A 25,944-nucleotide genomic window follows, 5' to 3' on the forward strand; every position below is an offset into this window, starting at 1 on the left:
AGAAGAAGCCTGACGCTGGACACGTACGACACAGATCCCAAAGATCACAGAACACAAAGAAAACCGAGTTCGCACACCCACTGCCTCATCCAACTCAGAAAAGAATCTCCGGGGGAGCGTACGGGTTGCCGGCATCGTCGACACGTTTGGCTTGAAACTCGACTGGCTCAACAACGCCCATTTTCGACAATGCTTCAATCCAGAGCCGATTGCAATCGTTGCAGCTAGCAACGAGGTCATCACGCGAGCGGATCAGTCGTGCGGGACCGCCAATGGACTTGAGTCGCTCCTTGTGAATTTGAACGATTTCCGAGACCGCCGCATCGGGATGATAAACGTTGTCGCTATAACCAAGACCGCCAAAGCTCTTCTTCCCTTTGACCGTTGCGATGAGCGTCGACTCAGAAGTCCAACTGAGGATCGACACCAACCCCTGGGACACACCGGACTAGTGAACTGAAAATGCAATATTCAGTAGCGATTGCTGATCCTGCGATCGCAACACTGCGCCGTATCCGGTTGTCATTAAATTGTTACCATCGACGCACTCTTGAGTCTCGAGAAGCAATTCTTCGAAACCCAATGCTTGCACTTCTTCAATCCTTGGTTTCATATAGTCCTGAACCGCATCAGGTAGGTTTCCCCACATGATTTGACAATCCAAGACATTGGCGTGGTGTGGCAACACATTGGGCGGAATGGGTATGATTCGCAATCGATCCAGGCTCCACGCGATCAATACCGACACCGGATTCACTGGACGGCAAATCTGAATGAGCTCCCGCAATCCGAATCGCCCCGGATACATTCGAAAGTACTGAGACGCATGCATGAAAACGTTCCAATGCTTGTTGAACGATGGCTTTCTGGATCGGGACTCGCACAAGACACAACGGTCGGACGTGTTGGTTTTCGTGTGGTTCGAATCGTTCGTGCTTCAAAATCCAAGACGAATCAGAACGCGAACGCGTTGCACTTGAATTTCCATCGTCGAGAGATACGCTTCGGCTGGTCGCAACAATCGCCCTTCGCAATCCGCCTACTGAACCAAGCCTTCAGTGACTTGCAAGAAGACGTCTTCGAGGCTCTTGCGGTGGGAGGTGACTTCGGCGACCGCGTAACCTTGACCGACCAACCACGCAACCAATTCGGCTTGGTCTCGCAATTCGCCCTCGAATCCAAATCGCAGTAGTTCGCCATCGAGGATGATCTCACCGAGCACATGAGTCGCGGCGTCGGGATCTTGCTGGATCGCGGAAAGCTGTTCGGCGGCCTCGTCGGCCCGTTCGAGAATGCGGAGGGTGATTTCGCGGGTTTGGTTGCGTTGTCGTTGGATCTCGTCAACGCTGCCGGTGGCAAGCAATTGCCCCTGTTCGATGATCCCGACGGCGTCACACATCTCGGCGAGTTCGGTCAGGATGTGGCTGCTGATGAGGATCGTTTTCCCACGATCGGCGAGTTCGCGAATCATCTTGCGGAGCTGGATCCGGGCTCGCGGATCGAGACCTGCGGCGGGTTCGTCGAGGATCATCACGGCAGGATCGTGAACGAGGGCGCGGCCGAGACACAGCCGCTGTTTCATTCCCTTAGACAGTCCACGGATCGGCTTGTCTTTCATACCGAGGGTGCCGGTGAACTCGAGCACCCACTTCAAACGCTGTGTCCGCTGGCGTCCGACGAGGCCATACGCGCGGGCGAAGAAATCGAGGTACTCTTCGCAGTTCACGTCACGATAGGTACCGAATGAATCAGGCATAAAACCCAATCGCCGTCGAACCAACTCAGGATCATTGACGACCGAAAAACCGTCCACGAACGCATCACCATAGCTCGGCAAATCGAGCGTCGAGAGGATCCGCATCGATGTCGTTTTGCCCGCTCCGTTAGGCCCGATGTAGCCGAACACATGCCCCCGCGCGACCGAGAACGAAATGTCATGAACGGCTTTCGTCTTTCCGAAGTACCGATACAACCGCCGCAGTTCGATACATTCGCTGCCATTGGCGTGAACCGGGGCAGGAGAGAGCAAGGTCTGGGGAGGCACTGCTCCGTTCTCGAGTTCGCGGGCGATGGTGGTTTCTTCGCTCATGGCAGCGACCCGATTACGTAGTGGATGCTGTCGGTCACGTTTGCCCCCGGGATTGCGATCGAATCTTCGGTCAGGTCGGCGAGGGCGAGAAAACTGTTCGCCGGCAAATCCGACTGCAACTGCATTCGCTGTTGAAGTTCGTACTCAAAGACTCCATCGGTCGGTTTGACAACGCTCTGAAACGCATTGAGTTGATCGGACAGCAGATCGCTCATCTCGTTTTCGTAGTCTTGCCGGTACGCCGAGTTGCTTTTCCGACGTTCGACGACGGCACTGATTAACCATTGGCGTTTGTACATCTCGCCCATCCGTTCGGATGCGTGTTTCTTGCTGATCTGAACGGCGACCGCCGAGGCGTCAGCATCAACATGCTCAGCAAAATAGTATCGCCGCTTGGAATCACAAACGATGACTTCATTCAAAGGCACGGGGCCTTCGCAGTGGACCATGATTGACGCGGGGCCCTCGAGCGGTTTCTCATCGCTGACCCTACCGGTCGGCATCAACACGTTTTTCTCCGACAGAGATTCAACTACCGGCAGTGGAGCATCAGACACATTCTCGCTCGTCCGAACGCGTCCCCACCCTGGCATAGGACGATGGACTACGAATTGCCGCTGCTGACGACTGGGCAGGAAGTCACGACTAAACATCAACTCGCCATCGGTGGCCACAACGAGCCCGCGGGATTCGAACCGATCTTCGACTCTTGATTCCCAACCTCGTGATTGGTTGTCGGGATACAGCGTCACTTCGCTGTCGCCGGGAAAGCTCAACCCCTCCGACGGACGAATGCCGGCAAAATACGTCGAGCGGAACCGGGTGCTGGCATCGCCGCTCTCCCCATCGACCCAGGTGATTTGTCGTATTCGTGCACGGGTTTCAAAACCGTCCGCGATCACGCCGTAGCCGAGCATCGCGGCTGTCGTGGCGATCGCCAAAACCGGGGCAATCGCGAACATCAAATAGCTGCGTCCGGCTTTCGCGGTTTTGCGATAGGCAACCGGCCCGACGAGGACAACAAAGACGCCCAACAATCCCATGAACGTGTAGACGGGTGGCTGCGACACGCCAGGGATGACCCACTGAAAAAAACGTTGGCTGCCGATGATCGGATCCACGCCGCTGCGGATCAATCGTGACCGACGCCACTGAGCAAGTTCCGACGCGGCAGCCCACTGCATGACCTCGATCGAGGGCGATTCAGGCGGCCCATCAACCTCCTCGTCTTCACTCGCACTTGAATCGTCACGATTGACGTTGAGACCACTCTCCGGCGTTCGCTCGCCCAGGAAAATGATCATCCCGGCCAACTCGTCTCTCGCTTGAACCCCCGCTTTCTGGCTCGCGAAATAGGTGGTGTAGTTACGCAGCGATTCACGCAATTGCTGTGCGGCCTTTGGCAACCACTCCTCCCAAAGCTGCATGTCCTCCTCGGTGGTCACGATGTAACTCATCTCGCGAGAAAAGCCTTCGTTGTTGGATTGTGCGAGCGTTTCGTATTGTCCCGCTATTGCCAAGATTCGTTGCGTCGCTTCGTTCAGCGATTCTCGTGATGCAACTTGGTAACGGTCCGCAGGCAATGACTCATGATCCTGAGCAGTCGTTCCACGGAGAATCAAGATTCCCCCGGCCTGGATCCATTGGCGAAGAGCCGCAGCGGCCGGCGTTCCGAGGTCGGACATCGACCGCCAATCATCGCCGTGCATCAACAGTGCATCGTAGGGACGCAGCGCCCGCCAATCATGAGGCAGTTCCTCCGGTTGGACCAACGCGACCACTGCCGCGTCGCCATCGCTATCACCTCGACGGAGTCCCTGCTCCCATTCCTCGGGCGTTGCGGCGGTGTAATAGGGAAACGAACCGTTAACCATCGACCACAGTTTCAACGATTCCACGCGAGAGGATTCATCAATCGGTGACTGAACCCACAAAGCTCGCCACTGCATTTGTTGGCTTTGGTTGATGTACATGGCCGAGTCACGTCGAGTGACCTGATCGCCGATCGACGCTTTGCAATCAGGAACGGATCGCCCGTCCTCGAGCAACTGCACGTTGTAAAAGTTACCGAATGAAGACTTCGGAAGATGACGGGCGAATCGAATCTGGCTGGTGCCTTCGGGAATGCGAAGCGGCAGGGAAGCACGCAGACTTGACTGCGGCGGGGCATGTCCCAAGGGTGTGGGCGTGAGCAACAGGTTCAGATTCAAATCCGCAGTGGTGGGGCCACCTGTTGTTGTGAAATCAACTTCCACCCGCATCGTGTCCGCGGTCAATATCGAGGGAGTCCGCACGACCATTCGCCACCCCAAACGGTTCTTGGCGGACGTGGGGAACACGACGGCATTGGAGGTCGTTTTGTTTAAAAACCGAGCGGGCTCCGACGACTCATCAACTGACGACGTTCCACGTGACTGAGCGTGCAACCGCCCCGGCACCGCGAGCACGCACAACAACGCGGTGGCAACGCACGCCGAACGTAGCCTCCAATCCGAGCGATCGAGAAACGCCATCACAGTTCCGGTTCGCGTGGCTTGAGCAGTTGCGGGGGCAATTGATCTTTGGCAAACGGGTTGCCTTCGCGTGAGTTATCGAATTTACCGATCACGAGCTTGGCCGTCGCCCATGACATTAAAAATGCGAATCCGGCGAGCAGAAAGAAAAACGCGATTGAGACGACCGCAGCAGTGACCGCTTTGGCGAACGTCGCCCCGTCGCCGGCGGCCCTCGCGACCGCCGCGATGACGGCCGCAATCACCGTCCAAACCATCATCGCACGAAACGAGACCCGGGGCAGCACACGGCTCCGCACGATCGGCTGCATGGACGACGGATGAACATCCGGTGAAGTTGACGATTCGTTAGGCATACCGACGAGTGTAACGAATCTGTCACGCCGACGTGCAACCGAGAAACGAAATCTCAGTCCGAAGGTCGGTGGGCTTCAAACACCATCCGCGAACTCTGCTTGAGCTGCCGAATCGAATCGATCGTGTTTCGATAAAGCGTTTCCTGGACACGAAACGGTTTCTGTTTCTTGCCCGCGACAATCCGCTTGTAGCTGCCATCGGGCTGCATCGCCCACGCGTTCTGATTGTCGCGAAAATACAACTGCAACGTTTCGCGTAACCGTTTACGAATGGCGGGATCGATCACCGGCACCAACAGTTCGACACGTCGGTCGAGGTTACGAGGCATCCAGTCCGCACTGCTGATGAAGATTGACGCGTCGCCGCCGTGCCGAAAATACAGCACGCGGGCGTGTTCCAAAAATCGATCTACGATCGAGACAACCTGGATCGATTCGCTCAACCCGGGAATCCCCGGACGCAGACAGCAAACACCGCGAACGTTTAACCGGATCTTCACGCCCGCCTGGCTGGCCTCGTACAACGCGTCGATCACCTCGGTGTCCACCAACGCGTTCAATTTCGCAATGATCTCTGCTTTCTGTCCCTGTTTCGAACGCTCGGTCTCACCCCGGATCATCTCCAAGACGGTACGGCGGAGGGTCAGCGGAGCGATCGCGAGCTGTTGCAACGGTTGCGGTTGGCTGGCGCCGGTGACGGCGTTGAAGAACATGGTCGCGTCGGTACCGAGCGTTTCGTCTTTCGTCAAAATCGAAACGTCCCCATACAGGCTCGCGGTGACTTCGTTGTAGTTACCCGTTCCGAAGTGAACGTAGCGAACGAGACCCTGCGGTTCGCGGCGGACGATGATGCAAACCTTGGCGTGCGTTTTCAATCCGCGGATGCCATAGATCACCTGCACGCCGGACTGTTCCATCTCGCGAGCCCATTCGATGTTTCGGGCTTCGTCGAACCGTGCTTTCAATTCCACGATCGCGGTGACGTACTTCCCACGTTCGGCCGCCCGCTTGAGCGCCGCCACGATCGGGCTGTCACGACTCGTCCGATACAAAATTTGCTTGACCGCGAGCACGTCGGGGTCCGTCGCCGCCTCTTCGATCAATCGCACGACCGGATCAAATGATTCGTACGGGTGCATCAACATGATGTCGCCGGCCGCGATCGACGCGAACATCGGTTCGGACGGATCGATCGCAGGGCTGCGTTGGGCAGGCCAGGATTCATCGCGGAGCGAATCAAAACCTTTGAGCGAGTGCAGCCCAAAGAGATACGTCAGATCCAACGGACCGTTGGTTTGGAAAACGTAGTCCGGATCGACATAAAAACTCTCCATCAGGTAGTTGCGGATCGCGTCGCTCGCGGTGGAATCCATTTCCAACCGAACGACATCGGACAACCGACGACTCTCGAGGACCTCCTCCATGCCGCCGAGCAAATCGCCCGCGCCGTCTTCACGCAACTCGACGTCCGCGTTTCGGGTGATTCGGAACGGTTTGCACTGCACGACCTCGCGACCGGGAAAAAATTCATCAACGAAATGCGTGACCAAGTCTTCGAGCAAGACGTAGTTGAATCCGCTCTCATGCGATCCACTGCGTGAACTGCTCGATTCGCCTGATCCGTGCTTGTCGCCGTGATGTTTGTCTGATGGCAGTGGCACGATTCGCGGAAGGGTGCGTCCGAGCGGAATGACTGCGAACTGCGGTTCGAGTTCTTCGGGCTGCTTCGATGACGCCTGCCCGGACTCGTCATCGTCGGCCCGTTTGATCTTCGGCGTGTTCTGCGGTGCCAGTTCCGCGACACCGCGAAGCTCGACGCACAAATGAATGCCGAGGCCCGGCAACATCGGGAACCGTCGATCGTGCAACGCCTGCGGTGACAATACCGCGACCACATCGTCTTGAAAATGTCGCCGCGCCGCCGCTTCGATGCGGTCGCTGCATTCGTTCAAATCGATCCGCGTGATGTTGCGTTCGGCCAACGCCGGTTGGATGTCTTCGAGCAAAATCTTGTATTGCCGAGCGACGTGACGACGACACCGAACCGCCACGGCGAGCAATTGTTCCGTCGCCGTTAAACCGGCCGGGTCACGCCGACCGCCCCCGCCGCTGCTCTGTAATTTCAAACTGCCGACACGGACCATCACGAATTCATCGAGGTTGGATCCCGTGATTGCGAGGAATTTCGCCCGTTCGAGCAACCGCATTTTGGGATCGTCCGCTTGGTCGAGCACTCGCGAATTGAATTCGAGCCACGCGAGTTCTCGGTTGAGGTAACGTGGTTCAGCAGTTTCAGGCGTGGTCGGTGACAACGAAACAGTCTCGCAATAGAAGTGGAGGTGAAACGACAGAACGAAAACTCGGCGGGCCGAAACCCGGCGACGGCAGTCCCGGCCACGAAAGCATAACAACCGAGAGCCAACCTCCCGATACCACTCGTGGACGGCATTCTGCGGTGGCCAATTCGTGCGGCGGCCGAACGGATTCGCATCGATTCGGCAAGGATTGGTTTTCAACGTTGGCAAACGGGATACCGTCCGGGTGGCACACCGACACGCCCACCTGAGCGAACCTCAAAAGCCTGAGCGGAGCTCGAAAGTCAGTGGAGCCCACCAGACGGCGGACCTCACCAAACAGCGACCGCCCCGGCGATCGCGCGAAAACGGTCAGCCGGACAATTCAGCTGGCCGGACAACTTAGCCAGTCCCAACTCAGTCGGCCGCAGCGAGTGGTTGCTGATCGATCGCATCGACTTCCTCAATATCCGACTCCTCGATCTCGACCGCCTCGACTTCGATCAATTCCGTCTCGTCCGATTCGAGTGGCTTGCCTAGCAGAATGCTGAACGCTTTCGGATAAAAGCCCTTCCCGTACGTTAACTCGCCGCCCTGGTGCCCCACCGCGCCGACCAACCCCGCAACCAGCAGCAAACCGATCTTCCAAGTCGAGGTTAACCGTGGGGAAGGATTACGCAGCGACATCAGGGCGATCACGGCAAACACGGTCGCCGATACCGTGACGATCACCGCCGACCAACGGTGCCAAAAAATTTCCGCATCGAAATCGAATCGGTTCCACGATCCGTAACCCTTCTCTACGCTGAATGACCATCCCATCATCGTTGCAGCAATCGATGAGACCGCACCGATCAGCAGACACGCCAACGGGATCTGTGTTCCGACCGCGGGCCACTTCCATCCCAGGACGACGAACAAAGCGCCGACCACCAACATCGCGATCGGAAAGTGAACCGTTGCCGGATGCAAGAAACCTTGGAACGACCAAACGCGAGCCACCAACCCCATGTCTTCGACCGACATTTCCTCAACCGTCGGTAACGGAGCACCGGCCCCATCGAGCATCGCGTCCTCGGGCCAATTTGCTCCCTCGTCGATCCACAAACGCACCAACGCCAATTCACCGGCACTGAGCGGTCCACCGTGTCCTCGTGGCGGCATCAACATGTCATCATCGTCGGTCGTCATGTAGTCGGTGAACAGACTGCTCGACATCGCGTCCTCGGCCTCGACGTAATCAAACACCAAATCAGGATCGTCAATGCGAAAGTCATTTTTGGCTTCGTCCGGCCCGTGACATTCGAGGCAATGTTCGCGAAAGATCGGTGCGATGTCGCGGACGAAATTAACAACGCGTCCGTCTTCATCGACCGCCATGCGTTTGATCACAACGACATCAACGGTCTCCTTCGTCGGTTCCTCATCCGCATGAGCAACGGTTGCCCCCATGACAACACACATCGCAACGAAAACGGTACAGGCGATCACGAACCGAGAAGTTTTTCCGATCGACCGCGTGAGTGTCTCGTCACATGAACGACCGAAAGAGAAACGTCGGCGCGGCGTCTGATGAGAAGAAGGTGAGTTTGAAGGTGAGAGGTGGGAACGTGTGGAGTGTGGAGAGGTAAGCATGGTGAATCCGTGCCGCCGGGGAGGCATCCAAGGTGGGAAGGCGAGTTTCTTCAGCTGAAAAATCGCATTGTAGTAGGATTTGCGCCCCACCACCAACCACGCTCAACCGCAACGAAAGCGAACAAAGCCAAACCGTTGAACTGAGCCTCTGGCGATTTACAAACCAGCCTGGTTTCCAAACCGGCAACACGCATCGCCCATACAACGAAACCGCATACGATTACGCAATCGCACGCGGTTTCAGAGGGTGTTGTATAGAGCGTGATGGCCGCGTCGGTAACCTTGCAGAATGTTTATCCGCTGCCCGGAATGGTACGCCGCGACGGAGCGTTAACGGTTTTCGTCGCTGCTGCCGGTGCCCGCGTTGGATTGGAAGGTCGGTTTGACGGGTGCGTCTGATGCTTGATCCGGCTTCACATCGGAATCCGGTTCGCCATCCGGGGACGCCCATGTCTTTCCGGGCGTTTCACCTTCGAGACCGTACTCCTCCAACGACGTGCCGTTATCGAACATCGAATCCGAATAGCTGGTGTCGATGTTTTCGAGCGAGTCGACTTCGCTGTCACCGACCGGGGCGTCACACCCCGCGGTCAAAACCGCGGCGCAGCCGATGGCGAGAAAGAGGTAGAGCAATTGAATGCGCATTTGGCGTTGAGACATGTTTTGGCACCACAGTTGGGTCATTTCGTCGGTTGGTTATTCGTTCGCCGAGCCGATTCGAACACCGATTCCGATTCGGACCGTCCACTCAGGCAACTCGACTGGACGGATTCGATCGATCCGAAATCAATCGCCATAGGCTGATCAGATCGGTGCGTGAATCGCGGAAAACACGGCTCCGCAGCATCATGGCGGACGCAAACTCCATGCCGAATCGCATCGGCGGGGGACGGACCGGGGCGTTAGTGTCCTGAATCTCCCCGCCACAGAAAGAATTCTTATCAGCCATCGCGTTCTCGGCCCCTGACGTGTACCCTGGTTCGCTCGAATTTCCTAAAACGGCATCTTTGGCAGGACCACGGGTGCGAGACGACTTAGGGAACGCTTGTTTTTCCACCAATGGGATTGATGACGGCATGGATTGGATCGCCGAGGACCAAATCGGATCGCTCGGGCTGCTGTTGGGCGAAGCGATCGAACGACTAGTCGATTCTCACGATCAAGAGTTCGACAAACGGGCGGCCATGATGAGCGTGAAAACGCCAACGCTGACCCAGGGCGATGACGGCGTTCGCTTTGAATTCCAAGTCCAAGGTAACCGTCAACGGTTGCAAAGCGTCGTGATCACCGTTCATCCCCAGTTCGATCAGGACGATCCCGGTGCGGAAGCGATGCAGTTGCGTGCCGACTGCGAGTGCGGATGCGTTTCGCATCAACGCGACCTGCGCTGTCCCCACACGCTGGCGTCGGGATGGTGGTTGCAGGAACAGATGGCTCGCCGACGAGGCAACGGCCAACTGATCGAATTCCTCGGTGGGCTAAAAGCTGACGCGGTCGCCGCGGGCAAGCAGTTCGTCGACGAGTTATTGCGGCGGGCCAAGAACGCTCGCCCCGAACCGTCCGACCAGGAACCGTCGCGTTTGCAGTGGCGCCTGCGCGTCAACATCGCCTCCCAAGCCACGCCTCTGACGATCACACCGTTCGAACAACGCCAACGCAAAGGCGGCAAGGGTTGGACCAAAGGCCGCGAGGTTCGCAGCTTTGACCTGCTCGAACAAAACCTACTCACCGATCCGCTCGACAGCCAAGTCGCGTCGTTGACGTCGATCCCGACGCACGGATTCCGTGAAGATCAATTCGGAATGTTCCAAGCCCTGCGTTTGCTCGCCGGTCACGAGAACGTGATGTGGGACGACCAAAACGCATCGCCGGTGGAAGTCTTCAGCAGCCAATTGAGCCTGACGTTGCAGCCCGTCGAAGTGGACCAGGCGGCCAAAGCCAAACCGGCGCAATCAAAATCGACGGCGAAAACCGGCACGAAGTCTTCCGTCAAAAAGAACACCAAGAAGAAAACGTCGCGTTCGAAATCACTCGGCGAACTCGTCGGCACCGACAACTCCTCCGCCGGCGACATTGCTGAGTCCGAAACCAGCACAGCCACACTGACCGCCGTCGCAAACCCAACCGACGAGAACGCAAACGACGGCCCGAGCGGAACGCCCAACGACGTGCTCGCACTGCCACCGGGCGAAACGATCGCGGTGCAGTTTCGCCCTCGGCTTTCCGTCGAAGGCATCGACATCGATGTGCATGATTGCGAAGTCATCTTTGGTCAAACGAGCCCCGTCGAACCGGTCGTTGTCCTGGCCGACCGCAAAAGCGACCGGGTGGTGGTTTGCACGCTGAACGATTCCGCCGCCAGCGGTCTGGTGCAATTCCTCCTGCGTGATGACTACCGCGACACAATGCTCGACGAGAAGTCAGCGGCGAAACTCGCGCTCTCGGCAGGAACCATCGATCCCTTCATCCATGTTTCGTTGCCGCCTCAATTGGCAGGCCCGATCCAGCCGACGACATGCGAACTGATCCTGCAAATGCGACCACGTCCGGGTGCGGGCTTGAAGGTCGCACTGCGTGTTCACGACGGACGCTTCCGGAACGATCCGGTCCCCGGCCAACCACCCGAACTCGTCCCCTGTCTCAGCGACCAAGGGCCCGTTCGTGTCCAACGGAACCTGACCAACGAGTTAACCGATTCGCAAAAAATCATCGAACGTTTCGGGTTAAACAAACTTTCCAGCGACGGAGACCACGAGTGGGTCGCCGTCAGCGATCACGCGGCCCTGGATCTGCTCGGCCGGTTGCACGACGCGGGCGAAGAAGCACCGCGGATCGTTTGGCCCGAAGGCGAAACCTTCCGTGTTCGCGGCGAGATCACCCCGAAATCGCTTCGCGTTCAAATCGACGATTCCCCCGATTGGTTCGGTGTGACCGGGTCGGTGACGATCGACGGCGTGGAAGTGCCGCTGCAAGATCTGTTGATCGCCGTCCGCGAAGACCGTCAACTCGTTCGCGTGGGCGATCGCAAATTTGCAAAAATCAGCGAAGCGTTCCGTCGCCGCTTGACCCAACTGGCCGACACACTGGTCGCCGAAAAGGGACAACTCAAACTTCCTAGTGCCGCGGTCCCGATGGCTCAGGAAGTCCTCAGCGATGACGTCGTTCTGGAAGCCACCGCCGCGTGGCATCAAGCGATCGAACGCCTCGAATCACTTTCAAATTGGAACCCGGATCGGCCCGATGGTTTGGACGCGACCTTGCGTGATTACCAACTCGACGGCTATCGATGGTTGTCACGTTTGAGCCGATGGGGCGTCGGCGGCGTCCTCGCCGATGACATGGGTCTCGGTAAGACGGTACAAACGCTGGGCATCCTGATCGACCGCGCCTCCGAAGGCCCGGCCTTGGTGATCGCACCGACGAGCGTCGGGGAAAACTGGGTTCGTGAAGCGGCCAAATTTGCACCTTCACTCAAACCGGTTCTATACCGCGACTGTGACCGTGACGAGATCATCAAGATCTCCGGCCCCGGCGATGTCCTGATCGTCAGCTACCAATTGATGCAGCGAGACGCGAAACGATTCGCCACGCGTCCCTGGAGCACACTCGTTCTCGACGAAGCTCAGTTCATCAAGAACTCGCAAACGAAAACGTCCCAAGCGATCCGAATGCTCGAAGCCGATTGGCGACTCGGCCTTTCGGGCACGCCGCTGGAGAATCACCTCGGCGAACTGTGGAGTTTGTTCCGCACGCTCAGCCCCGGATTGCTCGGGTCGTGGCAGCGGTTCCGCAGCCGATTCGCCGAACCGATCGAACGGCACAACGACGCCGAACGCCGAGAAGCGTTGGCGCGTCTGGTTCGCCCGTTCATCTTGCGACGTACCAAAGACAAAGTGCTCAAGGAATTGCCGCCACGGACGGAGATCACTCTCCGCGCCGAACTCAGCGACGCCGAACGCAAACTTTACGAAGACGCTCGTTTGGCCGCACTCGCGGAATTGACGCACGCGTCATCCGATGGTGCCAAATCACACGAAGGCCGCCGACGGATTCAAACGCTGTCGTGGCTCACCCGACTCCGGCAACTCGCCTGTCACCCCGCACTCGTCGAACCGACCTGGAAAGGCACCTCGGCGAAACTCGAACTGCTGCTATCGCTCGTCGATGAACTGCGTGACGGCGACCACCGGGCACTCGTGTTCAGCCAATTCGTCAAACACCTCAACGTCGTCCGTGAAGTGCTCGACCGCCGCGGGATTCCGTATCAATACCTCGACGGCGCGACGCCTTCGCATGAACGGCAACGTCGTGTCGACGCGTTCCAAAACGGCGAAGGCGACCTGTTCCTGATTTCGCTCAAAGCCGGGGGCACCGGACTGAACCTCACCGCGGCCGATTACGTGTTGCACCTCGACCCGTGGTGGAACCCCGCCGTGGAAGACCAGGCCACCGACCGTGCGCACCGCATCGGCCAGGAACGCCCTGTCACGGTTTACCGACTCGTCGCCGAACGCACGATCGAGGAACAGATCCTGCAATTACACGCCGACAAACGCGAACTCGTCGCGGGCGTGCTCGACGGTACCGATGCGGCCGCCCGACTGCAGACGCAGGACCTGATCAATCTGATCAAAAACGAGATGGCGTAAAGACTTCATCGGATCTTCATCGTTTTTCCATATTCATTTCTCCGAAAGTCAACACAATTCGTGGCGGTGAATACAGAGACAGAAGTCTGGGAAGCGTTCCCAACGCTCTGCGATTGACCACGGTTCGCTGAGGCGGAATTGGTATGAGTCGTCGGACGATTGTTGTCGGAAACCTTTGTTTTTGCGTTTTATTGGTTTGTCGCCTGGGCGTAGCTGCTGAGCCCACCACGCTCACGGCCACCGCGGATGCCAATCCGATCTCGGTCGATTTGGTTGCGACCGTTTCCCTGGACGGATCCGTCCACGACCTCAGTGGCGAGCAGGGAACACTGGAAGACGGCTCCGCCGCGGACCAATTCGGCGGACTTTCGGCGATGGAATACAGCGGCGAAGGAAACCGATTCTGGTTGCTGGCCGATCGCGGAGCCGGCGACGGAGAGGTCACCTACCGATGCCGTTACCACGAAGCCGAGCTGACCGTCGATCCGGAACATCACACGATCAAATGCGAATTGGTCGCCACGCGGTTGCTGTCCGCCCCCAACGGGGAACCGATTGTCGGATCAGCCGTCGCCGATGAAGCCCACCTCGTCTCGACAGATCCGAATCACCAATGGACGGCACTCGACCTGGAAGGCATCCGGCGACTGCCCGACGGCAAACTGCTGCTCAGCGATGAATACGGGCCACATGTGTTGATTGCGGATTTGTCGGGCAAAGTGCAAGAAGAGTTTCCGGTCCCCGAGAAATTCCTCCGTCGTGCTCGCACCGAAGGCGGATTCCGGACTCGCGGCGTCGCCTATAACCGCGGCCTCGAAGGGATCGCGATCACGCCGAGCGGAAACCGCGTACTCACGATGCCACAAAGCCCGTTGGTTCAAGACTCGGTCGAATACAAGGGCATGAGCCTCGGTGTGAACTGCCGCTGCATCGTGTACGGGGCTCACCATGAATGCGTCCGTGAAATCGTTTACCAAATGGACAGCAAACGGAACGGATTGAGCGAAGTGCTCGCGATCGACGAAGACCGCTTCCTCGTGCTCGAACGCGACGGCAAAGCGGGCTTGGAAGCCAAAGAAAAGAAAATCTACCTGGCCGACATGCGCGGCGCGACCGACGTCTGCGACATCGAATCGTTGCCTGAGACCGGATTGCCCCAAGGCGTTGTCGCGATGAAGAAAACGCTCCTGATCGACTTGCTCGACCCTCGCTTCGGGCTCGGCGGCGAACGGGCGAAAGAGAAAGCCGAAGGCTTGTGCTGGGGGCCGAAACTCGAAGACGGACGGCAAACCCTGTGGGTGTGCTACGACAACGACTTCGATTCGGCAAACCAAACCGAGTTCGACTGCTTCGCCATCACCGGCCTGAAAGACTGAGCCGGAACGCCGCCAACCGGTCGCGCCCGCGAGTGGATTCCGTGTCCCCATCGCCAGCGGCGCCGGATGGAAACAACTCCATGCACCGCAGCGAGGCCTCAGCACGCGGACATCCGCAAACGAAACCGGCCTCGTTCACAACAGGCGTTGGTAGCACGCGAAAAAGAGCGATGCGTGCAAAACCAACAATACCGCGGCACTGAACTGGCGAGAGGAAAACAGCCCCACGGAGGCGAGCCCGCACCCCAACGCCGCGACAACCACGCCACCGCCTGGGAACATGGTCACGCAGGCGGCCGCGAAGATCGCAACCCACGCGGACGCCCAATTTGCCGCCCGGAGCACGCCCCATTCGGGATCGAGCATCTCGTGAGTGACCACCCAATCTCCGCCGCTGCCCGCACCGGATGCCGCCTCACTGGTTGCCGACGCCGAAGACGTTGATTTGGCAAATGGGCTGCCACGACGAACCGGTCCGCCGCCGGACGCGTCATCTCCTTTGTCACCGCCGGAGACATCCGTCGGGACTGCGTCCGCAGAAACAACGCTCAGCTCATTCGGAGGAATCGGCTCGCTCGGGGGAACAGGTTCGGTCATGGAATGGTGCGTCGAAGGGATCGGATGCCACGTTCCCGCGGAACGCAAATTTGACACAAAGGCTTAATGAGTTGCAGTTTAATGGATTTACGCGGCCGGAATCTTGTTCATTTCTGCCAACTGAGGCTATCCTAGAGAATGTCGCCCGGATTGTCTGGTTTCGCCGTGGGTGACCATCGCAACGCCGCCGACTCTCTCTTCTCGCGAAACCAAAATGATTTTTCCTATGAAGCATCTTCTCCGCGCTTCAATGCGCCGCGTATCGAATGGAGTTTACAGGCGTAACGGTTGGGCTCCGGCCCTCGCGGGCGTGCTCTCGGGAATCTTCTGCTTTTCGCTCGCCTTTGCCGTCGATTTAGGAATCGAGCAAACCGTGACGGAACCCGCCGAAGATGCGGAGACGACCAACAATCCGGACGAGGCGATGTCGGTCATCCGCATCGAACCGGACTGGAAAATCGAACTGTTCGCCGCCGAACCCGACGTGGCAAACATTGTGGCGTTGGACGTCGACTCCCACGGGCGAGTCTATGTCTGCGAATCGTTCCGGCAAGACCGTGGCGTGACCGATAACCGGGGACACGACGAAACTTGGTTGCTGGCCGATCTCGCTGCCCGCACGGTCCAAGACCGAATCGATTATCACAAACGCTTGCTGGGCGAGGGCGCCGCCGCCTACGCACAGCAAGAAGATCGCATCCGCCGGCTCGTCGACCGCGATGGAGACGGCAAGGCCGACGAGAGCACGATTTTCGCCGACGGGTTCAGCGCCCTTGAGGAAGGCACCGGCGCCGGCATCCTGGCTCACGGCGATCACGTTTACTACACCTGTATCCCCAAACTGTGGCGGATGACGGATGCGAACAACGACGGCATCGCTGACGAACAATCGGTGATGTCGGACGGCTACGGCGTTCGAGTCGCTTTCCGTGGACACGACCTCCACGGCCTCACGATGGGCTACGACGGACGGCTGTACTTTTCCATCGGCGACCGCGGCTTTCACGTCGCCACTCCCGATGGACGCGTGTTGTCCAATCCGGCCGAAGGTGCTGTGTTCCGTTGCGAACTCGATGGCAGCGATCTGCGAGTTTTCGCGCACGGCCTGCGAAACCCTCAAGAGCTCGCTTTCAACGACTACGGCGACTGGTTCACAGTCGACAACAACAGTGACAGTGGCGACAAGGCTCGAGTGGTGGCATTGCTCGAAGACGGCGACAGCGGTTGGCGAATGCACTACCAATACCTCCCTGACCGTGGCCCGTTCGGTCGTCAAAAATTGTGGGAACCCCATCGCAACGATCAACCCGCTCACCTCGTTCCACCGATCGCGAACCTGACCGACGGCCCCTCTGGATTCGCTTATTATCCCGGAACAGGTTTCGGATCACGCCTGAAAGACCGATTCCTGATTTGTGATTTCCGCGGCGGACCGAGCAACAGCGGCATCCGATCGTTCGAACTGAAAAACGAAGGCGCGTTCTATTCCCTCGGGGACAACGACCAACCCATTTGGAATGTGCTAGCTACCGACCTCGCCTTCGGCCCCGGCGGTGAACTCATCGTCAGCGACTGGGTCGACGGATGGGAGGGTTTAGGCAAAGGTCGGATCTATTGCATCACCGACCCGACCGAACAAGAAACCTCGCTCGTCGATGAAGTCCGCAAATTGCTGGCGTCGGATTGGGCGGCCTCCGATGTCGACTCGCTGAGCCAAAATCTGCAACACGCCGATCGCCGCGTGCGACTGGCCGCGCAGTGGGAACTCGCACGTCGAGGCGAAGTCGACGCTTTAATCGCAACAGCCACAAACACGGATCTCGATGCGAGATTCCGATTGCACGGGTTCTGGGGCGCCGAACACGCGGTGCGACTGCATGGCGAACTACGAGACCATGTGATCGAAGCTTCGCGGGCTTGTCTCGATGACGAGAACCCATACGTCCGCGCCACCGCGTGCGACCTCGCCGGTGACCAGAAGGATGCAGCCGCAGTCGAAAAGATGGCCACGTTGATCAATGACGAAAACGCCCGCGTTGCCTACCACGCATTGATGGCGCTGTCCGACCTAGTCGCTCGCAACACCACACCATCGCCCGCGACCGCCGCCATGTTGTCCAGCGTGATCAGCCGCGTCGAAACCAACGCGAACAAAGACCCGGCGCTGCGTCACGCGGCCATCCACTTCCTTGCCACAGCCGCCGAAGACCAATCGCTCGTCGACCTCAAGAGCGACCCGAGCGTGGACGTGCGACGCGCCGCAGTCGCCGCCCTGCGAAGCCGACGCAGTGAAAAGGTTGCCGAATTCCTCTCTGATCCCGAAACCATCGTAGTGGCCGAAGCCGCGATGGCGATCCATGACGAACCGATCCCCGTCGCCGAAGAGGCCCTCGCCGAACTGATCTCCGCTCCCGATTTGCCGATCGATTCGGAGCCCCTACTCCGCCGAGTCCTGTCCGCGGGTTTCCGGATCGGAACAACGGAAGCCGCCAACGCGATCGCCGGTTTCGCCGCATCGGACCGCTCGCCCCGATGGGCCCGAATCGAAGCGATCGACTCGCTCGCCGACTGGACCAAACCGGACCCTCGCTGCCGGGTCACCAACGAATACGATCCGTTGCCGCCACGCCCCGAACCGACTCGAACACCGTTACCCGGCACGACCACGAAACCGCCCGTCGCGGGTGACTCAGTTGCCAAAACGGCGTTATCCAGCCGCATCGATGAATTGATGCTCGCCACCGACGCGGTCCGCGAAAAAGCAATCGACGTCGGCTCGAAACTGGGCATCGCAAAAATCGCTCCGAGTCTCGTCAAACGGTTCACGAACAAGGAACTCCGCCCCTCGACTCGTGCGTCCGCCCTAACCGCACTCGGTCGACTGCAAAAATCGTTGGCAATTGAATTGGCCCGCGAAGTCGACCTGCAACAGCCCGTGCAAATTGTGCTCGCGAGTCTTCGGGTTCTCGGCAAATATGACTCGGCGGGATCGATCGAACGGCTGATCGCCGCAACGAGCAGTTCCAGCCAAGTCGTCCGAGGCCTGGCATGGGACCTCATCGCGGAAAACGAATCACCGCTCGCGATCGAGCATCTCCAACTCGGTTTGAAACAATACCTCAGCGGAGAGCTTCCCACGGATGTTCGATTGAATGTCGCCGAAGCGGTGCGGAAACGATTACCCCCCGCAGCAACCGAACAGATCGACGCGTATCGGAGCGAATTGCAGGGCACCGAACCACTCGCGAAATGGATCGACTCGCTTCACGGTGGAGATTCCGAGGCTGGCGAAAAGATCTTCCTCGGCAAAACGGAACTCTCCTGCGTGCGTTGCCACAAAGTCGATCGGGCGGGCGGCGAAGTCGGCCCGAATCTGACCGTGATCGGCAAGACACGCGACCGACGCACGCTGCTCGAATCAATCTGCCTCCCCGATGCTCGCATCGCCGAAGGGTTTGAAACCGCCGTGATCGCGGATGAAGACGGTGGCGTTTTCACCGGCATCGTGGCAACGGAAAACGAAGATACCGTGGAACTCATCGCCGCCGACGGAACCCGAAACGTGATCGAAAAGGAACTGATCGTCGCGCGAAAGAAAGGCAAGTCTTCCATGCCCGCCGGTCTCACTGATCTGATGTCACCGCGTGAGCTTCGCGACCTAGTCGCCTATCTCGCGAGCCTCCAAGTCGACCCGCGAACCAGCTCCGACATCGAATAACCAGCGACCAAAGTGGCCAAACCAAAGTGGCCGAACGCTCCCAGGTCGGTACAACACCTCCGACCGCGGAGCGACCGGACACATACAAACCGCAACGGTAATCCACGTCAGCCTAAAAACGCCAACGGGCCAAAAACGACTGTGTCGCTCGGCGCAAATAACACTACGCCGCGTCGGCGATTTCGCTGCCATACAGGTTGCGATAGAAACTGTTCTCCACCATCAACTTTTCGTGGTTTCCGACTGAGGCGATCTTGCCTTGGTCCAAAACTGCGACACGGTCCGCCAACGCCAACGTGCTGGCTCGGTGCGTGACCATGATTCCCGTACGCCCCTTCAAGAAAGTTTCCAAGGCGCGGTGGATCAACATTTCGCTCTCGATATCGATCTGACTCGTCGCTTCGTCGAGAATCAAAATATCGGGGTTGCGTAAAAACGCGCGAGCCAACGCGATCCGCTGCATCTGTCCGCCCGACAATCGCACACCGCCACTACCGAGATACGTTTGGTATCCCTTCGGCGTCTTTCGCAAAATGAAGTCGTCCGCAAACGCGAGCTTAGCCGCCCGCACGACATCGTGACTGTCGGCACTCGGACTGCCGTAACGAATGTTGTTTTCGATCGTGTCGTCAAACAAGACCGTTCGCTGCGAAACCAACGCGATCCGGCGCCGCAGGTCCCGCGTGGCCATCTGATTGATCGGACAATCATCCAAACAAATCTGGCCCTCGTTCGGGTCATCAAACCGACACAACAGACTGATCAACGTACTCTTGCCACAACCGTTCGGGCCGACCAATGCTACCGTTTCGCCATGCGAAATATTCAGGTCGATCCCCTGCAGAACCATCGGTCCCGACGGATACTGAAAGTGAACATTTTCAAACCGAACGTCATTGTGAGGCCGTGGCGGTTTGATTGCGTTAGCCGGCTCCGTGACGCGGACCGGGGCGTCAATGATTTCATAGATCCGAGCGGATGCGACGATGCCACGCTGCAACGCACTCCAGACGTCCGTCAGTTTTCTCGCTGGATCCGAAGCACCGATCAAGAAGGCGAAAAACAACAGTACCTGAGAATCGTCCAACGGTTTGTCGCTCATTCGCAGTCCGAGCAAATGAGTTTCTTGATTGATCGCCAAATAGCCACCCGCCAAAATCGCCAAACCGACCGTCGTCAGCCCGAGCATCTCGCTCGTGCCACGGGCAAATGTGTTGTAGAACGCGACCTTCATCGAACGACGAAAATACGCGTCGGCGTGTGTCCGAAAACGCGCTCGCTCTCGCGATTGAGTGTTGAATGATTTCACGACACGAATGCCGTTGAAGGCGTCATTGAGCATCCCGTAGAGGCCGCTCATCTCTTCCATCACACGACGACTCGCTCGGCGAATCGCGCGGCTCAATCGCTGCGTCACGAACGCAACTACCGGCGTCACCACCATCACTAATAACAACAAACGAGGGCAAACGATGAACGCCGCCCCGACACAGACGATCATCTTCAGAGGTTCGCGGATCAATCGACCAATCAGCGTACTCAACCCCACGCCCACGTGAGCAACGTCGTTGGTTAATCGACTCGTCAGATTTGCCGAACCGTTCTCGCCAAAATGATCGAGATCGAGGCTCAGCGCCTTGCGGAAAAATTTCTCACGCAACTCCATCACGGTCCCCTCCGCGATGTACTGCACCAACATCATGTTAATCGTCAAGGCAACCAGTTTGATCGCCGTGCACACCAGCAGAAACCCAACAACGAGCAAGAGAGTGTTGAACGGCCCCGGAGGAGCATATCGGGTGACTAGAGGTTCACACCATCGCAGCCAACTCAACGAATACGTGACCGCTTTGTGGCGAAATTCCAATTCGGAACGTTCGACTGCCGGAAGATCCGCGTCGGCTAACTTTGTATTGATTTCCTGAAGATCTTTTTCGGTCGTCCCAATCTGCGTGTGGACGTACGCACCGAGGTCGTCGCCTTCGAAAACGACCTCGGTCATCGGGTACAAGATGCTGATATTGCCGCCCCACATCGCTGCGATGATCAACGAAGTCACGACAATGCCTAGCATCGATAAACGTCGCTGCGCGGCTAGGTGCAATACTCGGCGGAAAGACTTCATATCAGCGGTGAAAATCTAAATGACGGTGCGCGTAAAACATGACCGTCATTCATATCAGCCCCCCAACATCAACCGCCAGAGAGATTTGAGCCCGCGAAGACGAGTTTCACAGGGAAACAGGGAAACAAGAGGACGGTGAAGCTGGCAAACGGGGGGAGGGAATAGGCACCAGCCTGCAACCTGTCACCTAACCCCCGCCATCATATCGATCGTTCCTCTCACTTTTGCCGCACACGCGCGAAACAAGTCCGCCTCGTCCTCGGACAATGGTGGATGCAGAACTCGTGTGACTCCCTCCCGACCGATCACTGCGGGCAAAGATAAGCACACGTCGCTGACGCCGAGAAATCCATCGACCAGCACGCTGACCGGCATCGTGTGGCGGAGGTCGTAGACGATCGAATCGACAATCGTCATCGTCGCCAAGGCGATCCCGTAGTTCGTGTAACCCTTTCGGTTATAGACTTCATATCCGAGGTTCACCGTCTCGCGGAACAACCGACGCGTCATTTCACTGGGAAAAAACTTTTCGCCCCCGGTCATTGCGACCGAATACGCCGCGAACTGATCGTCACCGTGTTCCCCCAAAATGTACGCACGAATATCGTCGGCATGAATTTTCAGTTCGGCCGACAACAGCGATCGATAGCGAATGCTGTCCACCAACGTTCCTGTCCCGATCACTCGAGCAGGCGGAAACCCGGTCAAACGAATCGCCTCGTACGTCATCACGTCGACGGGATTGGTCACCATGATCAACACCGCGTTAGGGCTCAACTCCGCGAGGCGAGGCAACCACTCCTCGAGAATCCCACGGTTTCCGAGCGCGAGGTCCGAGCGTTTCCAATCGGCTCTCGTCGGCGATACCGATGGCGTGAAAACGATCACATCCGATCCCGCCGAATCTTCGACCGTCCCCGCCTGGATCGTCATGTTGCTGTTTCGCAACACGCTCGCGTGGGTCAAATCCATCGCGTCGCCTTCGGCCTTTTCGATCGATCGATTCAACAACCAAAGTTCACTGACGATCGGCTCCATCGTCGCCGCAAACGCAATGGCAGATCCGACACGCCCCATTCCAACGATGCTAAATTTCATATCGCTTTGCGACCATTCTGTAAATTTAAACGAACAGCAGTTTGAAGATTGTGGGGAATAGGCTCGCCGCCACGGCGCAACCTATCTCGCATGGTGACCCATGATCGGTAAAAAACCAGTCCCCTACCGACCGGTGCTCGCACGTCGAGGTGCAACACATTTCTCGGCGTGGATCATCAGATTGATTTACACTATCTGCGATCATCTACCGTCCCGTCCGATTTGAGAAAACCTGATGCGATTTTCCGATAACACAGCACCGCACAATCAAACCATCCACGATCGGACTGTATTGTTCAAGTTCCTGACCCTCTTTTTGTTGCTAGCGACAATTGGAGATACCGTTTGCGCACAATCGCAAACATCCGCCGTCGGATTCCCACGCGAAACGAGCGATTCCAACCCATCAGCAGCGACCGCAGTCGCCAACGCGGTCGCCGCCACCGGCGTCACGTCGCACCTCGGTTATCGCACCGAAATGTCGTCGAATGATCCAAAATCTCCCGTTTGGCAAATCTACCGTGGCGACCAAGCAATCACGACATATCACGCAAACTTAAAAGGAACGCCGGGTTTGTATCCTCTGCTATCACCCCGTGGATTGCCACTGACGCGAAACTTTCCGATGCAAACAGCTGTTGCGAATAATGACAACACAGAGGCCGCCCGGCGCTTCGAACGTTCTGATCACGATCATCATCGTTCGGTGTGGTTCACGCACGGCATCGTCAACGAATACGACTTCTGGCTAGACGATCCGGGGCCGGAAACGGGGCGAGTTGTCCATCGCAGCGGTGATGTCCGTGTTCGCCAAACGGCCTCCGTGATCAATGGCGAGGAAACCTCCTCCAGTTCATGCACGATCGTAACAACGAACGATTGGCTCACCCCCGACGAAAAACGCCTGCTATCCGACCGACGGCAATTTCGTTTTGGCGAACACCTCGGCGACACGGTCATCGACATCACGATCGAACTGACCGCGGCAGACGACGACGTGATGATGGGCGACACAAAAGAAGGCACACTCGGAGTTCGTGTTGCCGGAACGATGAAGGTAGACGCTAAACTCGGCGGCGAAATCCACAACGCCGAGGGCCTCCGAGACGCTGCCGCATGGGGCAAACCCTCTCACTGGGTTGATTACAGCGGCCCGATTGTCCCGAGCGACTGGACACTCGATACCGACGAGACCAACGCGGAGAACGCTGCATCGTGGCCGCGAGCGGGCATCACAATGATGTACCACCCCGATAACAAATTACCGACCTGCAACTGGCACGTCCGCACCTACGGATTATTCGCCGCGAACCCGTTCGGGCGGCGCCAATTTGGCGACAAAAGTGCTAACGCTGCGAACTACGAAGGCGTGAAGATCAAAAAGGGACAAACACTCACGTTGAACGCCCGCATGATTCTGCACGACGGCGGGTTCGATGCGACCAAATCCGCCGCCCACTTCGACGCCTACTCCGCCACAAAAGTGAAGTAACCGACGTACCAGGCTACTTCACGAATAAAATTTCAACACCACGTTATTGGTGTGAAATTTCGTCTTGGATCTGCTGTGCCGAAGCAGGCAACTGCTTGATCTTCGGCCGACGTCGCTTGCGAACTTTCTCGGGAACCATACTTCGCATCGATTCAAGCTTGCCGAAACACAACAACCGATCGTTGGGTTCGAGCGTTCGCTTCAACCGCGGGTTCGGGATCACCGTCGTCCCTCGGTAGAGCGTCAACACGTTGATATCCTGTTCCGGTAACCCTGACTCATCGATCGTTTTACCGACGACCTCAGACCCGTCCCGGATGTGAATCTCCGTCACGCCGTAACCACGACTGACCGTCAATCGCTGCCGAACGTCGACCTCGGGGAAGTCCACCTGAGCGATCATGTAATCGATAATCGCACCCGCGATGTCCAACTTCGTGCACGATTCAATTCCCTCGAGGCCTGGCGACGAATTGATTTCCATCACCTGCGGCCCATCATTGCCTTCGAGCATGTCGACCCCGGCCACTCGCAGGCCCATGATCTGGGCCGCACGTACCGCGGTCTCGGCATAGACCGGGTCGAGTTCGATCGACTCCGTCACGCCGCCCCGGTGCACGTTGCTGCGAAACTCAGTACCAACGGCAACCCGCCGCATCGACGCCACCACGCGATCCCCAACGACAAACGCCCGAATATCGCGGCCCTTGCTCTCGGAAACGAATCGCTGAACCAGAACATTCTGCTTCGTGCTGTGCAACGTCTCGATAATCGCTTCGGCGACTTTCACCGACTCGGCCAAAATCACACCAACGCCTTGGGTGCCTTCGAGCAATTTGATGATGACCGGTGCGCCGCCGACTCGTTCGATCGCGGGCAAGATGTCTTTGCGGTCACGCACGAACGTTGTCTGCGGGATACCGATCTGATGACGACTGAGAATTTGCAAACTGCGCAGTTTGTCTCGCGAGTTGCTGATGCCAGCCGACGAACACGCGCTGAACGTATCCATCTGCTCGAACTGCCGAACAACAGCTGTTCCGAAATACGTGATCGACGCGCCGATACGCGGCAGGACGGCGTCGTAATCACCCAAATGCTTGCTACGGTAATACAAGTCCGGCTCACCCTGCTCGAGGTCGATCGCAAACTTCAGCGTATTGAGCACCTTCGCCTCCGCACCACGATGCTGGGCCGCTTCCAACAATCGTCGCGTTGAATAGCACTTAGGGCTGCAGGACAGGATGGCTAACTTCATGAGTATCTTCTTTGGGATGAGACGGAGTGTGCGGCTGAATCACTACTACGGTAACGCATATTCAGCAGCCGTGTAGAATTCAAATCGCCGGGTGTATATCGATCGACCGTATTACGGATTCGCTCGACTTAGTGGAATATTTCGACGCGACGACTGACTCTCGGTCTGCCGCGTCGTTGTCGCTCAACGGCGTTTTTTGCGACGATGATGACGGCCTGCGAGAAACGATGCGGCTGGGTCGACGAGAAAATGATTTCGAATCGCTTCCCGCCCGACCAACATGCGAAAACCCATCGCGTCGCGGTTCGCGAGGGTCAAGTCGACGAACGCGCGACGCTGCAGGATCTCGAGCTGTGTTCGGATCACGATCCGCTCGGCGACCTCACCGTTGCTGCTTCGGACGTGCCGACGTTCGAGGATCGGCACGTCCGCATTAATGTGGACATCGTCTCGATTCTGGAACGGGTGGATCGAAAACCGAACTCGCTCAATATCGTCTTGCATATACGTTTCGACGTCGAACGCATGAATCGAACTGGACCGCGCTCCGGTATCAATCTTCGCCTTGATCTGGCGAACGTTCAAATCAGGCAACCCAACCCACTCCCGCCACCCGATGATGAACATCGGCTCGGTCTCGATGTTGGGAGGATTGTCCTTCTCGGGATCGTCCATATCGTCGAACTTAAATGAAGGAAGTGAGGTGGTGCAGTTGAACGTCCGCCCACCGATCATGAGGTGCAA

The 25,944-nt window shown here is 57.8% G+C and carries 18 protein-coding genes; 4 read left to right on the forward strand and 14 right to left on the reverse strand.

Going from position 1 to position 25,944, the window contains the following annotated elements:
* Positions 1-94: 94 nt before the first annotated feature.
* From FHS27_RS04490 to FHS27_RS04530, 9 genes are all read right to left on the reverse strand, one after another.
* Positions 95-427 carry a hypothetical protein gene (locus tag FHS27_RS04490; protein WP_184302198.1) on the reverse strand — a complete coding sequence of 111 codons (333 nt, stop codon included), beginning with the start codon at positions 425-427 and terminating at the stop codon, positions 95-97.
* A 21-nt stretch (positions 428-448) separates the two neighbouring features.
* Positions 449-832 (reverse strand): hypothetical protein, encoded by a 384-nt coding sequence (locus FHS27_RS04495; RefSeq protein ID WP_184302200.1) that lies wholly within the window; start codon positions 830-832, stop codon positions 449-451.
* Positions 833-1,039: 207 nt separating this feature from the next.
* Positions 1,040-2,089: an ABC transporter ATP-binding protein gene (locus FHS27_RS04500; RefSeq protein WP_246419081.1), complete on the reverse strand. Its 1,050-nt coding sequence runs from the start codon at positions 2,087-2,089 to the stop codon at positions 1,040-1,042.
* The gene (locus FHS27_RS04505) at positions 2,086-4,602 is read right to left on the reverse strand and encodes a hypothetical protein (RefSeq protein WP_184302203.1); all 2,517 of its coding nucleotides are present in this window, start codon (positions 4,600-4,602) and stop codon (positions 2,086-2,088) included. Before FHS27_RS04505 ends, FHS27_RS04500 begins: the two co-directional genes overlap by 4 nt.
* Positions 4,602-4,958, reverse strand: coding sequence for a hypothetical protein (locus FHS27_RS04510; RefSeq protein ID WP_184302206.1), 357 nt, complete (start codon positions 4,956-4,958; stop codon positions 4,602-4,604). The genes FHS27_RS04505 and FHS27_RS04510 overlap by 1 nt, the downstream gene beginning before the upstream one ends.
* Positions 4,959-5,011: 53 nt before the next feature.
* Positions 5,012-7,270, reverse strand: coding sequence for a polyphosphate kinase 1 (ppk1, locus tag FHS27_RS04515; RefSeq protein WP_246419082.1), 2,259 nt, complete (start codon positions 7,268-7,270; stop codon positions 5,012-5,014).
* A gap of 399 nt (positions 7,271-7,669) precedes the next feature.
* Positions 7,670-8,704: a c-type cytochrome domain-containing protein gene (locus FHS27_RS04520; protein ID WP_184302218.1), complete on the reverse strand. Its 1,035-nt coding sequence runs from the start codon at positions 8,702-8,704 to the stop codon at positions 7,670-7,672.
* Positions 8,705-9,217: 513 nt separating this feature from the next.
* A complete protein-coding gene (locus tag FHS27_RS04525; protein WP_246419083.1) occupies positions 9,218-9,547 on the reverse strand; it encodes a membrane or secreted protein in 330 nt (109 codons plus the stop codon).
* 88 nt (positions 9,548-9,635) lie between these two features.
* Positions 9,636-9,965 carry a hypothetical protein gene (locus FHS27_RS04530; protein WP_184302219.1) on the reverse strand — a complete coding sequence of 110 codons (330 nt, stop codon included), beginning with the start codon at positions 9,963-9,965 and terminating at the stop codon, positions 9,636-9,638.
* Between FHS27_RS04530 and FHS27_RS04535 the strand changes: the two genes are divergently transcribed.
* Positions 9,964-13,536 (forward strand): DEAD/DEAH box helicase, encoded by a 3,573-nt coding sequence (locus FHS27_RS04535; RefSeq protein ID WP_184302220.1) that lies wholly within the window; start codon positions 9,964-9,966, stop codon positions 13,534-13,536. The genes FHS27_RS04530 and FHS27_RS04535 overlap by 2 nt on opposite strands.
* Before the next feature lie 143 nt (positions 13,537-13,679).
* The gene (locus tag FHS27_RS04540) at positions 13,680-14,912 is read left to right on the forward strand and encodes an esterase-like activity of phytase family protein (RefSeq protein WP_009099552.1); all 1,233 of its coding nucleotides are present in this window, start codon (positions 13,680-13,682) and stop codon (positions 14,910-14,912) included.
* Between the two features lie 135 nt (positions 14,913-15,047).
* Here the strand turns inward: FHS27_RS04540 and FHS27_RS04545 are convergent, their stop codons facing one another.
* Positions 15,048-15,509, reverse strand: a complete 462-nt coding sequence (locus FHS27_RS04545; protein WP_184302224.1) for a hypothetical protein — start codon at positions 15,507-15,509, stop codon at positions 15,048-15,050.
* A gap of 250 nt (positions 15,510-15,759) precedes the next feature.
* Here FHS27_RS04545 and FHS27_RS04550 point away from each other — a divergent pair, with 250 nt between their 5' ends.
* Positions 15,760-19,227, forward strand: a complete 3,468-nt coding sequence (locus tag FHS27_RS04550; protein ID WP_221224886.1) for a PVC-type heme-binding CxxCH protein — start codon at positions 15,760-15,762, stop codon at positions 19,225-19,227.
* Positions 19,228-19,390: 163 nt separating this feature from the next.
* Here FHS27_RS04550 and FHS27_RS04555 read toward each other — a convergent pair whose 3' ends face one another.
* Entirely contained in the window at positions 19,391-21,352 is a 1,962-nt protein-coding gene (locus tag FHS27_RS04555) for an ABC transporter ATP-binding protein (RefSeq protein WP_184302227.1), read from the reverse strand.
* 183 nt (positions 21,353-21,535) lie between these two features.
* Positions 21,536-22,450: a lactate/malate dehydrogenase family protein gene (locus FHS27_RS04560; protein ID WP_184302231.1), complete on the reverse strand. Its 915-nt coding sequence runs from the start codon at positions 22,448-22,450 to the stop codon at positions 21,536-21,538.
* Between the two features lie 235 nt (positions 22,451-22,685).
* Between FHS27_RS04560 and FHS27_RS04565 the strand changes: the two genes are divergently transcribed.
* The gene (locus FHS27_RS04565; protein WP_184302234.1) at positions 22,686-23,942 is read left to right on the forward strand and encodes a DUF6807 domain-containing protein; all 1,257 of its coding nucleotides are present in this window, start codon (positions 22,686-22,688) and stop codon (positions 23,940-23,942) included.
* 43 nt (positions 23,943-23,985) lie between these two features.
* On the opposite strand, the gene FHS27_RS04570 is transcribed toward FHS27_RS04565, so the two are convergent.
* Positions 23,986-25,200 carry a RimK family alpha-L-glutamate ligase gene (locus FHS27_RS04570; protein WP_184302236.1) on the reverse strand — a complete coding sequence of 405 codons (1,215 nt, stop codon included), beginning with the start codon at positions 25,198-25,200 and terminating at the stop codon, positions 23,986-23,988.
* Positions 25,201-25,383: 183 nt separating this feature from the next.
* Positions 25,384-25,875: an ATP-dependent zinc protease family protein gene (locus tag FHS27_RS04575; protein ID WP_009099573.1), complete on the reverse strand. Its 492-nt coding sequence runs from the start codon at positions 25,873-25,875 to the stop codon at positions 25,384-25,386.
* Positions 25,876-25,944: the final 69 nt, after the last annotated feature.

This window comes from Aporhodopirellula rubra (genome assembly GCF_014192335.1).
Classification (GTDB): domain Bacteria; phylum Planctomycetota; class Planctomycetia; order Pirellulales; family Pirellulaceae; genus Rhodopirellula; species Rhodopirellula rubra.